At 59.9% G+C, this 10160-nt stretch carries 11 protein-coding genes; all 11 read right to left on the reverse strand.

Annotated features, from left to right (window positions below; translation table 11 throughout):
• Positions 1 to 80: 80 nt before the first annotated feature.
• Entirely contained in the window at positions 81 to 803 is a 723-nt protein-coding gene (locus AB4Y43_RS30445) for a hypothetical protein (RefSeq protein WP_368729490.1), read from the reverse strand.
• Entirely contained in the window at positions 796 to 1488 is a 693-nt protein-coding gene (locus tag AB4Y43_RS30450) for a P-loop NTPase (RefSeq protein WP_368729491.1), read from the reverse strand. The genes AB4Y43_RS30445 and AB4Y43_RS30450 overlap by 8 nt, the downstream gene beginning before the upstream one ends.
• Before the next feature lie 9 nt (positions 1489 to 1497).
• On the reverse strand, positions 1498 to 1950 hold the full coding sequence (locus AB4Y43_RS30455) for a hypothetical protein (RefSeq protein ID WP_368729492.1): 453 nt from the start codon (positions 1948 to 1950) through the stop codon (positions 1498 to 1500).
• A 1760-nt stretch (positions 1951 to 3710) separates the two neighbouring features.
• A complete protein-coding gene (locus AB4Y43_RS30460) occupies positions 3711 to 4214 on the reverse strand; it encodes a hypothetical protein (RefSeq protein WP_368729493.1) in 504 nt (167 codons plus the stop codon).
• Positions 4215 to 4311: 97 nt separating this feature from the next.
• On the reverse strand, positions 4312 to 4809 hold the full coding sequence (locus AB4Y43_RS30465; RefSeq protein ID WP_368729494.1) for a hypothetical protein: 498 nt from the start codon (positions 4807 to 4809) through the stop codon (positions 4312 to 4314).
• On the reverse strand, positions 4802 to 5839 hold the full coding sequence (locus AB4Y43_RS30470) for a hypothetical protein (protein ID WP_368729495.1): 1038 nt from the start codon (positions 5837 to 5839) through the stop codon (positions 4802 to 4804). Before AB4Y43_RS30470 ends, AB4Y43_RS30465 begins: the two co-directional genes overlap by 8 nt.
• Positions 5832 to 7127, reverse strand: a complete 1296-nt coding sequence (locus AB4Y43_RS30475; RefSeq protein WP_368729496.1) for a hypothetical protein — start codon at positions 7125 to 7127, stop codon at positions 5832 to 5834. Before AB4Y43_RS30475 ends, AB4Y43_RS30470 begins: the two co-directional genes overlap by 8 nt.
• A complete protein-coding gene (locus AB4Y43_RS30480; RefSeq protein ID WP_368729497.1) occupies positions 7127 to 8290 on the reverse strand; it encodes a site-specific integrase in 1164 nt (387 codons plus the stop codon). The genes AB4Y43_RS30475 and AB4Y43_RS30480 overlap by 1 nt, the downstream gene beginning before the upstream one ends.
• 379 nt (positions 8291 to 8669) lie before the next feature.
• Positions 8670 to 9260: a hypothetical protein gene (locus AB4Y43_RS30485; RefSeq protein ID WP_368729498.1), complete on the reverse strand. Its 591-nt coding sequence runs from the start codon at positions 9258 to 9260 to the stop codon at positions 8670 to 8672.
• Positions 9257 to 9793 carry a hypothetical protein gene (locus tag AB4Y43_RS30490; protein WP_368729499.1) on the reverse strand — a complete coding sequence of 179 codons (537 nt, stop codon included), beginning with the start codon at positions 9791 to 9793 and terminating at the stop codon, positions 9257 to 9259. The genes AB4Y43_RS30485 and AB4Y43_RS30490 overlap by 4 nt, the downstream gene beginning before the upstream one ends.
• A gap of 268 nt (positions 9794 to 10061) precedes the next feature.
• Positions 10062 to 10160 (reverse strand): IS3 family transposase (locus AB4Y43_RS30495; RefSeq protein WP_226200766.1); only part of this gene is annotated, 99 nt, incomplete at its 5' end.

Consider the following 10160-nt stretch of genomic DNA (forward strand, 5'->3'; position numbering starts at 1 on the left):
TTGAAACCCATCATGCCAATCGGCTTGATCTCCACGACACAGCGGGGTGGCCCGCCTGAGCCGCAGGTGGGCTTCGCGATCTACTGCGCCGTGGTCGAGGACGACGCGAGCGAGGTATGGCTCGTCCGCCCCGACAGCGATCCGTCTGCCGCTCCCCAATGGGCACCAGCCCACCAGCCGGCCACGCCGCCAGCGCCCGCCGCCAGCAGCATCATGGCCAGCCCGCACGCCACCAGTCCGTAGCACGCCCGCACGAGCCGCCGCATGGTGGACTGTTCGAATGATGTGAGCGCTGCATCGAGCCGCTGCCGCTGCTCACGTGCCGTGACCAACATCGCCCCCACGAGCCGCCTTCCGGCAGCACGCGCGATGCGGCTCGCCGCTCGTTGTGTGAGCGCCGCCAGTGCCTCGTCGTTCAACGCCGCTAACGCCGCCCGGTAGCGCGCCTCGTGCTCGGCAGTCATCTTCTCCGCCAGTGTGATCGTTTCCTTGCAACGCGCGAGCGCGTCGCGATGCTGCATCATGAGCGCTTGCGTCGCCGCGTGCGCTTCTGCCCGCGCCGCATCGACGCCGACTGCGCCCTCCGCCCGGATGCGCTCTGGCATCGCTTCGTAAAGTCGCGTGTAGTATTCGAGTACCGCCAGCACCGACCACAGGGCATCGTTGTCACGCAGGTTCAGCGCCGTCGACACACGGCGCATGCGCAACAGACTCGCATCGTCCGGCAGCTGGCCGCTCACTTCGAGAAAAAGCCGCGCGAGCGGATCAGCCGGACCGGTGCACGGCGAACGCCGCTCACGCATCGCCCGTCACCTGCGCGAACATCGCGTCGTAGCATGCACGCCAGCGCAGCAGCTCCGCGCGCTGCCCGATGGGCAGCGTCTCGACCGCCTTGCGTACCGACAGCCGCTGGCTGCGCAGGTCATCGGCGACCCGGTCGGCCAGTTCCGGAAAATCCAGTGACCGGCCTTTCACCTCGACGCTTTTGCGCAGCTTCGAATCCTGATACAGCACGAAGCGTTCAGGCGTGCCGTAGTAGCCGTTGCGCACGACATGCACCGTTGCATCCGGGAACGTCTCGCTGAACTGCCGCAACAGTTCGAGACTGTCACGCTGCCGGTTAATGACCCAGAACACGACGAGCCGCCGTCCGAGTTCACCGAGCGTACTGCTGAGTGTCGCCCCGTATCGCGCGACGCCATCCTGATTGCGTGCAGCCGTGCTGACCACCACGACGGCATCCCGATGCCCGTCACAGTAGTTCACGAAATCGATCCACCCACCGGCCTTGTCGAGATCGAATGAAGCGCAATCGATCTCCTCGTGTACCGCACGCATCACGTCCGGGTTCGAGGTATCGTTTTCCACCAGCACGGTATTCACCCCCCGGCGTTCCAGATGATCCACGAGCGCAAGCGCGACCACGCTCTTGCCGACACCGCCCTTGCCACCGCCGACGAGATAGATGGGATTGAGTGTCGTGTCCATTGCCACTCCCTACAGATCGTCGGTGTCGGGCCGGATTGCAAATCCAAGCTTGCCTTGCACCGGCATGGGTTGTCTGGTTACATTCTTTCCCCCTTGCTTGCGGACCTGAATCGTGCGGGGCTGAGTTTCTGGCACTCGCGCCGTTGGTGAGCCCATCTGTCCAGCCGCGCGTGCGCCCGATGGCGCGTGCGTGCCATTAACGGAACCGCTTCCCTTCGCGGCCACGCGCAACGCGTAACGGAGGGTGCTTGCCGTGATGTCGATACCGTGCGGCTTAGCCTGCTCCGCGATCTGCTCCAGGGTATAGCCCTTCGCCTGCGCCGCGCGCACGCGCGCGCGCATGTCCTTCATTGCATCGCGCACAGAGACCGCGCGTTCGGTCTCGGGCCTTTCAGGAAGCGCATCAAGTGCACTGGCAAACGCTTCCCATTGCGACTTCGTATAGACCTTCGCGACAGGCATTGACGCCCTCCTGCGCACACCTTCACACACGCCGTTACGTTCAACACTCTCGCCATCCTGTGCACTCCAGACGCACGCGTCAACCCCACCTTTTTTCACGCCAAGACACATTGGGAACACATGGGAAGCAATGGGAACTATTGAGAATAACCCACTTTTTTTGCACTGTCGTGCACACGCGACGCCCCTCCGTAAGGCATCCGGTTTGCTCGGGCCACACATGCTCTTCGGGTTCCATCGCCCCGGATCACACGCGAAGGTCGATCGCGTATACACAACGTACGTGCATCGATACGGGAAGATCAGGACGCGCGGCAATGCAGCAGATCGAACACCAATGGCGCTGGTCAGTCCCATCGCGTGCGACTCGCCCGCCCAATTCCCTACGCACGCCATCGCGCAAGTCCTGCGCACGTTCACTTGCGCGACATGTCCACACAACAGTGTGCACGCTTCACGCGGGGCTTTGATCCCTGAGCTGAAATCTTTGCGCACAGGTTACGCAACCTTTATGCACAGGCATACGCATTTCAATGACGCCCGAGAGTAGACATCTTGACAGAGGGGCCTCGTCAGTCATTCAAGCAGCATAGTGCAGGGCCTGAACAGGCATTTACGCAACTGCAGAAAGCTCCACGCAAAACGTTTACGCTAAGCGATAGTAAGCGCACGGAAAGAACGGTATTGCAGGATAGGCTAGCGCCGATTTCGGGCACCATGCGCAACGCGCTTTACTCGACAGACCTGGTCGAGGCCGCAATAGCGTTGCGCCTCTCAGCGGAATGCCGCTGCGCACTTTGGCTATGTCGCAGATCACCGCGAAAATCGAACGCTGGGCTGTATTCGTGGCGTCGAAAATCGCTCATCGCCTGCCGCGATGTACCGAGGACGTACGCTCAAACAGCGATCTACGAAGTCCGTCGTGTGGCGCACGATTTGCGCAAGTTGCGCGAACGCAGACGCACTGCGTCGAAGGTATTGCGCACCGGGTGCTTTCCCGCGGAACCTTGAGCTCGTCCAGGCTAGTCACAAGGGGAAACTCAATGTTCAAGTCCAAACTACGCCGAGCGCTAGCCAAGGAGTGGCGAACGACGATGGATAGCAGGCGCTTCGATCGGGAGGCTGCAGCGCAGCGCCAGCCTGATCAACCGGAGAGCGAGCCGAAATCGGATGTACCGCGCTTCGGTGAACGACCGTCACGTCACTGAGCGCCAACGCGTTCGCGTACCCGGATATCGTCGGCGAGAATTGTGCGCGCGAAGCCAACGCCGATTGCCACCTGCGTCACGTCCGCGCTGGAGGCGTCCTTCAACGCGCATTGCAACGAATCCTATGTAAGGCAAGTCTCGGCGTGGCTGTGCTGCGGCCCGGTCACCGCGCGGCCGATCAGGTAGAAACGGCGGACCGGGCGATGTACGGCACAAAGGAAGATTGCCCCATCGGTGCCGGCTGAGCCCGCCGTGTGACGCGGACGCAAGGCACCGTGGAATGATATGGAATATTGAACGTAAATTCAGATATCCGATAATAAAAATTCGAATCTTGGTACCTATGGCGTAGTGTTGCGTCGGTTTGGCTTTTCAGGTTTTGTTATATTTCAACGGGGAAGGCGGCCGAGTTATCCACAGGATACGGGCCTTTTTAGGGAGTTCCCCGTTGCGCATCCCCAACCGGGACGTTTGTTGCGTCGAGTATTACCCGACGACGCAACACGATACTGACCAGGAGCGATCCACGACGGCCGTCGTGTTGCGCACGATCTAGCTGGTTTGCGATCTGGGTCCCACGCCGAGTTGCCACAGCACGTCGATGTTTTTCAGGTACAAGGCAACTTTCTCGGGCGGAGCCTGGATGATCGAATGTCCATCCTCACCAACGTTGGCCACGTGTGCGGTCCACGGGTCTTCCAGGCATTGGCACATGTCGCTAACATCGTCGCGATACTGCTGCAGCTTTTCCGGATCCCAATCACGCACGACGTCAGGCGTCAGGAGAACCGTTAGCGTGCCTTTCCTCTCACCGATATACCGTATCGGGGAGAGGAGTCCGCCGACGTAAAGCATCATGATGGCGTCGATCACGCGATCGTCGTGATCTTCATCCCAGATGACCGCGAAGTCGAGAAACGCGCACCGCTCAAGCCGGTTCAGCAACTCGTCGTGCCACACAGGCGCCCGAAGCACGGAGTAGTGAGTTCCCCGTCCGAGCTTGCCGATCGGATGGGTTTCATCGTGCAGGGTCTGGAAGAAGTGGCAATAAGACATCAAACGCTCCTTTCGGGAGAGAGGCGGCTTCCGCCGCGGAACCTCAGCCATTTCGTAGCTGGGGTATCGAGCAGACACTATCACACCGCAGGGATGGTTACCGTCGCTTTGTGTCTTCGCGGCGTTTTGATTCAGTCGACGGCATTGCCGATACAGCCGCGGCCGGTATCGCACCGAGTTCGGCAAGCTTGTCACGCGCCTCCCGATGGTGTTCATAGAATTTCGCCCATTTGCTGAAGCCACCGAGTTCGCCGACGGCACGCAGCATGGCGAGATGGGAGGCGGTAAGCAACTGCACGGTGGATTCGAGTTCTGCAATCCTGATGTCCTTGTCGGCCAGCGACGCGGCCGTGTCAGCGCCGGAACGTTTCGCGATCCGGCCTCGCCAGCGCCGGTACGCTGACTGCCGCTGCTGATACTCGGCAAGCAGGCGGCTGCGAGACTCGCTGCGGGTAATCGACGATGCCGCCTTGATGGTTGGGTGCAACCGGGCAACAGCGCGCGCCGTAATGTCTTCGTCGTTAGCCAGCAGCGTCTCAAGAATTTCGCGCATCTGCCCGTCGCCGGCCGATGCCGATTCACCGGGTTCAGTCATCAAGTACTCCACGTTGCGGCGGTACGGAGAGGTCGATACCGTCCGGGAAGGGGTGTTTGCCAGGTGGCGTCGCGAGCAGCTTCTGTACACCAGCCAGCCGCCTTTCGGCATGTTTAAGCTGGTTTTTCCAGCCGACGCTCGTTGAGGGGCGGCCCTTGATCGTTTCCAGCGCCAGCTTAAGCTTGCCTTCGAGACGGACGAGGTTCTGCCGGTGCTCCGGGAGGTCGGTCGCCGAGAGATGGCGGCAATCATTGAAACACTCCAGATGCCTGGGGCACGGATCGACCGTAAACGAGTTCAGGCAGTGTCCATAGGGTGTGGCATGGAATCCGTCGGCTTCAGCACGTAGGTATTCGTACGCGGCCAGGTCGCCTTCCATGGCCTGGATGCGCCGGAACGCATCAATGATCGGCCCTGAGGCCTTGCCGCCCTTGATGAGCCTCGCCACCGTGCTGGCTTTCTCGCCGAGTAGTAGTTCGATATCCTGCGGAATTTCGATCTGATCGAGATCCTCCGCCAGACTGCGATGATCGTACTCATAGCTCTGGGCGACACTGCGCCTGTTGAAGCGCTTCGAGATGATCGTGTCCGCAACACCCAGACGAAACAGTTCCGTGTTTTGCAGATGGCGCAACATGTGCGCCTCTATCTTCAGGGCGCGGTCCTCTTGCGTTTCGGCATACTTGGCAAACAAGTTCGGTACAGCACCATCGTCCAGCAAGCCGTCATAGATAAATTCAGGGTCTGGGCGGCTAACGGCAATGTAACGGGACACGTCACACAGTCCATCATTGCGCTCCTCGGCAAGCGAGCGCTTCGGTTGGACGAAGAGAAGCTCCCACGGTTGAACGGCGCCAACTGCCAGCGGCAGCGGCATGATGTCGGACACCTTGGATGGCGTCGCGCGCCGGATGTGCTCCTCGAGTTCTCCGACATGCAGGTGCGTCGCATGCCACTCCAACCGCTCTGTACGCTTAACCTGCGAGCCGTCGCCGTGTCGGAAACGCAGGCTGGTCTTACCTTCACGCATCGCCGTCTTCAGGCGATTCCCGAACTGGTAGACTGGCCATGTCGAGCCTCAGGTTTCCACTGCGCCGTCGCTCATGCTGGCATTCGTGTAGTTCATCAAGGACTACTGGATTGAAGCTCTCGCGATAGCGCTCTATGAAGGTTTCCCGTTCGATGTTCGACCAGAACGGGTTACCCGTGAGACGCGGGTAGATTTCGACGACGGGCACAACACTGTCGACCGGATACCATGGCAGTAAGCGGCCCGTTTCGCACTGGAGCTTCAAGGTCGCACGTAGTGGTTCAGTGAGCCGGGCCACATGCTCCAATGTCTCGGCCAGCAGCGCGCGGAACATTTCTGGAACTGGCTGGGTGCTTTCTCGAAGGATGCGGCTGTCGGCCTCATCATCCTGCTGCTTCTCCGCGAAGTGACGGATCATCAGGGATGTCGATATGCCGCCAGATTTACCGGCCAGCTGCCCCCTCGAATCCAGATACGTTCGCTCCCGCTGCCAGTCGACGGGCAACAGTGCGACTTCACCTGCACGCATGCCGGTAACGATCAACGCGCGCACCGCGGCGAAGCGGAGGTCGTCCATGAACGTCTGCGGCTTCTCTGTCATCACGATGCGCGCCAATTCCCAGAACGCCCTGCGTTCTGGCAGACGTTCACTCCGCTTGCGGGTCTCGATATCGTCACGAAGCTTGTCCGGCGACCATGTATGTTTCGCCGTGATCGCGCTTTTGCCTCTCATCCGAGGCACAGCAAGCGCCGGGTACAGCGGCCCCGCATTACAGATATGTTGCGCGTCAAGTACGACCTTGACGATGCCTGCCACCTGATCCCCTAGCGCTCCGGTGGCCTGGACCGCCCTGCCGATTCGGATGGCAACGTGCAGGTCATCGATCGTCAGCTCCCACGGTTGCCTATCCACACACGTCGCGATGACCCTCAGCGGGCGCGCGATGGACTGCGTCACATGACCAGTCGTGTTGCGTCTGAACAGCAGTTGCTCGACGACGGCCGCCTTGACCAGATTCTGCCATGCAGTGGACAGCGGCCGTCGAGGCAGCGGTGCCAGTCCGCGCTCGATGCGCTCTGCGTTGACGAGTGCCAGTGCTTTCGCATCAGTTCCCAGATCTCGCAGGTAAAAGCTCGGCGGCGGGACATCACCGACCACGACCGTCAAGTTCCAGCCGATGCCGTCTTGCGCGACGCCGGCCCCGTCGAGAGGTATCTCCCAGTCCAAGCCCTTTTCGCGCGCGAGAGCCTTCCCGAGTTCGATGAACGCTGCGTAGTGTCGGTTCATCAGTCCTCGCTCTCCAGTTCGTCAATGACGGCCTGTATTTCAGCAATCGTGCGCTGCAACTGGAGATAGGTCGGAGACACCGTGTCGCCACGGGAACCCTGTTCAAAGAACAGGACCACCTCGCGCATCGAGGCCAGCACGCTCTCGTGCATCGCCTTGTCGTGCAGGGGCATGAACTTCCTGCACCCGTAGCACGACGTCACCGGGTTATAGGGGCACGCTGGCTGTCCCGACGTGCAGCCACCGATGCCAGCGATCGGAATGCCGTGAGGCACGCCGCCGATCTGCTGCTCACCCTTGAGTTGGGTGAGCTCTTCCGGGGAGATGAACCGGTCATGCGCGATTCTCGCCACCCGCCGGTACACATCAGACGCGCCGAGCGCCCGATTGACCCGTTCCGCGTGGGAGGCCGACGTCCGGAAGTACACGAGTCCGGTCTGAACGTACGAATGTCCCATGAACTCGGCGAGTTCTTCGTGACTCGCACCGGCATCTACCAGGCGCTGGGCTGCAGTATGTCGTAGATCAGTCGCCGTGCCGATATCATCGTAGCCAATTAGATTCTTCACGAGCGCGGCAATGCGACTTCCCGCCTCCCCGACCGATTGAACATCGAAGAAGCGAGAAGCGCCCGCCGCTCCGCCGGCTTTTCGCCATGCATGGATCGCAACGAATAGAGCCGCCCACTCGCGCTTGACCCGGCGCGTAAGCGGCCGTCTCTTCGAAACGCTTCGTTGCTTGGCCATATGGAAGGTCAGGTGCACAGTCGGTGGCCCATCAGGAGCATCGTGCCAGATACGAACGTTTCGCATATCTATCATCGAAATCTGGATGGGTCGCATGGCAAACTGGTAGGCACACAGCACCATGCCTGCGTCGTGGAGGCTTTCGTTTGACAAGGCCGGGACTGCCGGCGATCCAAGCGCCGCCACTACTTCATCCAGATGCCGCACGATCGCCGCCTCCTCATCGACCGACAGGAAGACATCCCCTGAGCGCACCCCTGCATGCGAATTGCCTGCCGGTCCCGGCAAGGAAGAGCGTACGAACTCCTCGTATGTCGGCGACCAGCCGCAGAGCCTGTGAGCACACAATAGGCGCAGCAGCGTCTTTGCGAAGCGATTGCATCCTGAGGCAGGTCGCGGGTTCGCATGACGGTCCATTCGCGAATGATCCTGTGTGGACCAGCACCCACCAGTTTCTCGACTTCTTCAACCGTGAAGTGCGCCGCCCCGCCGGCCGCCTTAAAGGCGGACACAACATGGAGTCCTTCACCAAGCAGATAGAGGAAGAGCTGTTTTACCAGCATGCCGAATGCAGCCGGATAGCGGGCAAAGTCCAGCTTATGCGTTCGCCCGTATATCAACAGTTCGAACGCTTGCGCATTGTCAGGCGAGGGAATGGAACGGGTGACGTCATCGAACTCGTCGTAGTATCGGATAGCGGGAGGGAGTGCGGGAAGCGAGGAGACAACGTTGGCGACAAGCCCATCACCATCGAAATCGGCATGGGCAAGACGCTGACCAGATGGCTGACTCATCGTCACAGTCCCTTCGGGATGGCGCGTAGCAGCGCTACACGGTCATCGAAGCTGTCGTTCCAAACGTCGGCGAGCCTGTCTTCGAATACCGCTCGTGCATAGCGTGAAGGCATGACAGATTTCCTGGACCATCCAAAGAAGGTCCGCATTTTCTGTAGCGCTTCATCCATCTGATCGCCGCTCTCCAGCATCTGATGTAGACGTAAAGCCGCACTTGTGTGACGCAAATCATGCGGTGTTACGGAGAACTTGTTGCAGCGGTCAATCAATTCCTGACGCGCAGCGGAGGGTAACGCATGGGAGGCCTTGCGAAACGCCCTTGTCAGCGATTCAGTCGCCAACGGATTATCGATATACGAATTGAGCAGGAAGGGGTGGCTCGGGCGGCCACGATAGTTTTCGACGTAGCTTTGAACCAGTCGCGCCGTCACCGGACTGACAGGAATCTGGCGCACAGAATGAACGGTCTTGATGCCTGGCTTCGAGTACCTCGGGTCGATCGACTCTTCAGCCTCTTCGTCCTCGTATTCGTTTTGCTGTACATCGATCCAATGACGGACCGCTTGCCGTTTTTTATCGAACCCCGATTTCACACAATGGCCGTCAGCAACAGCAACTCGCCGCGCCTCAGGCCTTGGTGAAGCATCAGCACGAAGGCGATGTACACACGCCAGCGAGTCCTATCACCCTTGAAGGGATTCTGGATCGACTCTGGATCCAACAGTTCGTAGAGGGCTTCCACGACGGAAGACGGTAGCGAGCGAACGATTTCGATCTGACCGCTTTTCCGCACATGCAATTGACCGTACAAGGTCGACAGCCGATGCAACCGTGCCTCCACGTCCCGTAGCTGATCGTCAGGAATGCTACTTGTGGACAGCCAGGTCAGTACGTCGGTCACAAACCGGAGCCCGGCATTCCAACGTAGCTCGTCCGCTCTGGTGACTTTCGGCTGGTTCCGGATCGCAACAAACCATGACTCGAGAACGTCAGCCAGCGCCCGCACGTCCATCTCAGCCAGCGCATCGTCCAGACCGTTCACGCCCAGGATGCCGTCCGCATGCTGGTATAGGTCTTCGATGTATCGGAGCGCGCCCGTTTGTGTCGACTCGGCCAGATGTCCCATCGAAACCAGCAGCCAAACGTTGGCCCAGTATCGAGGGATGGCGGAGTCGTCTACGAGTGTGATGCCTCGTAGGCGGCCAGGCACAAGCGCCTCCGCGAGCCGCAAAAAAGCCATGGATTCGCGCAACAGTAAAAGATGCCAAATCCTAAGTCACTGTTGCTGATGAATTGATGACAGACACTCGATGACGCAACACTTCAAAAGATACCACTGTCAAAGCCATTTTCAGATGTCCGCTTCGGGGGTGCGGCGGAATTCTTGGACGGGTTTATGTCGTCAGCCCGAGGCTCTCCCGGTATTCAATCGGACTGAGTGCGCCAAGCGAGATCTTGATCCGTTTCTCGTTGTACCAGCGAATGTACGAGTC

Origin of the sequence: Paraburkholderia sp. BR10872, assembly GCF_040965835.1 — a bacterium.
Taxonomy (GTDB): domain Bacteria; phylum Pseudomonadota; class Gammaproteobacteria; order Burkholderiales; family Burkholderiaceae; genus Paraburkholderia; species Paraburkholderia nodosa_A.

What these genes read in the sequence shown, in the direction of transcription:
- AB4Y43_RS30445 (WP_368729490.1), bottom strand. Translation starts at nt 803, where the DNA reads ATGCGTGAGCGGCGTTCGCCGTGCACCGGTCCGGCTGATCCGCTCGCG.
- AB4Y43_RS30450 (WP_368729491.1), bottom strand. Translation starts at nt 1,488, where the DNA reads ATGGACACGACACTCAATCCCATCTATCTCGTCGGCGGTGGCAAGGGC.
- AB4Y43_RS30455 (WP_368729492.1), bottom strand. Translation starts at nt 1,950, where the DNA reads ATGCCTGTCGCGAAGGTCTATACGAAGTCGCAATGGGAAGCGTTTGCC.
- AB4Y43_RS30460 (WP_368729493.1), bottom strand. Translation starts at nt 4,214, where the DNA reads ATGTCTTATTGCCACTTCTTCCAGACCCTGCACGATGAAACCCATCCG.
- AB4Y43_RS30465 (WP_368729494.1), bottom strand. Translation starts at nt 4,809, where the DNA reads ATGACTGAACCCGGTGAATCGGCATCGGCCGGCGACGGGCAGATGCGC.
- AB4Y43_RS30470 (WP_368729495.1), bottom strand. Translation starts at nt 5,839, where the DNA reads ATGCGTGAAGGTAAGACCAGCCTGCGTTTCCGACACGGCGACGGCTCG.
- AB4Y43_RS30475 (WP_368729496.1), bottom strand. Translation starts at nt 7,127, where the DNA reads ATGAACCGACACTACGCAGCGTTCATCGAACTCGGGAAGGCTCTCGCG.
- AB4Y43_RS30480 (WP_368729497.1), bottom strand. Translation starts at nt 8,290, where the DNA reads ATGGACCGTCATGCGAACCCGCGACCTGCCTCAGGATGCAATCGCTTC.
- AB4Y43_RS30490 (WP_368729499.1), bottom strand. Translation starts at nt 9,793, where the DNA reads ATGGGACATCTGGCCGAGTCGACACAAACGGGCGCGCTCCGATACATC.